The sequence below is a fragment of the Streptomyces atriruber genome, from assembly GCF_001418325.1.
GTDB classification, from domain to species: domain Bacteria; phylum Actinomycetota; class Actinomycetes; order Streptomycetales; family Streptomycetaceae; genus Streptomyces; species Streptomyces atriruber.
In genome coordinates this window covers 1-1,099 of record NZ_LIPN01000601.1, presented here as the reverse complement: position 1 = coordinate 1,099, position 1,099 = coordinate 1, and the positions used below count along the sequence as shown (strand labels likewise).

The window sequence follows — 1,099 nt, the reverse complement described above, 5'->3', positions numbered from 1 at the left end:
ATAGGTGTATAAGAGGCAGGTCTGGGGCCGGGGGTGGCGGGGAGTGGGTGTTGCCTGCTGTTTCCAGGACGTCTTTCAGGAGCGCGCCCAGGCGGGTCGCCGCCCGGTACGCCGGGCCCGTGAGGATCGCCCCCGTGTCCGGGGTCTTCAGCGCGGCCAGCGCCGCCGGGGGGATCTTGACCGGCTCGCCGTGCCGGATCGCCCGCGCCGCCGCGTCCAGGACCGCGCCCGCCGCGCCCAGGAGTTCCCGGACCCTGTCCCTCTCCTTGCCCTCCTCCGGAACGCCGACCGCCGGGTCCGCCAGCGAGGCCAGGACCGGACGGATCCGTTCGGCGATGCCCCGCGCCCCGTGGAGTTCCGCGGGACGGGTGCGGGCCTGGCGGGCGGTGATCGTCGCCGCGTCGCGCGCCGCCATCAGGGGCTCGGGGTCGAAGGCGGCCACCGGGTCGTGACGGAGCCGCCGCGCATAGTCCGCCTCGGCCGCCAACGCGTCGGCCAGCGCATCCCGGTGGGCGCCCCATCTGCGTACCGGAAAGAGGATCACCAGCGCCGCCTGCACGCACCCGCCGACGATCATCATCGCCGCGTGGCCCGCCGCCGCCGCGACCGACGTGGGGATCGTGACCGTCACCAGCATGATCGCGACGTTGGACGACGCGATGATGCCGACCGTCGGGCCCGCCGCCCAGCCCAGGCCCGCCAGGAAGGTCCACAGGCAGAGCAGGGCGAGGAAGAGGAGCAGGTGGGAGCCGGTGAGGTAGCCGAGGAAGGTGGAGACGGCGAGGCTGGTCCCGGAGGCCAGGGCCAGCTCCGGACGGGGCCGCCAGCTGCGCTGGAACGTGGCAATGGCCGCCTGGAACGCACCGAACGCGGAGCTCGCCGCCACCGCGGGACCGAACAGCGTGAGGCTGACGCCGATGATGACGGCGAGGCCGGCGGCGCCGCGCAGGGCGACCAGGGGTTCCAGACGTTTGCGCTCGACGGTCAGGCCCGAGCGAGCTGTCTCTTTCAGCGCGCGGAGCCAGGTCACTCTGTGATGATACGGGGCATATCGGTCAACACGGAGCGTGGGGTGGGCGTCCGGGCGCAGGTCGGGGGC

The 1,099-nt window shown here is 73.6% G+C and carries 1 pseudogene; it reads right to left on the bottom strand.

Going from position 1 to position 1,099, the window contains the following annotated elements:
- Positions 1-1,030 (bottom strand): annotated as a pseudogene (locus tag AOK03_RS39105) (FUSC family membrane protein); the annotation flags it as partial.
- Positions 1,031-1,099 lie beyond the last annotated feature (69 nt).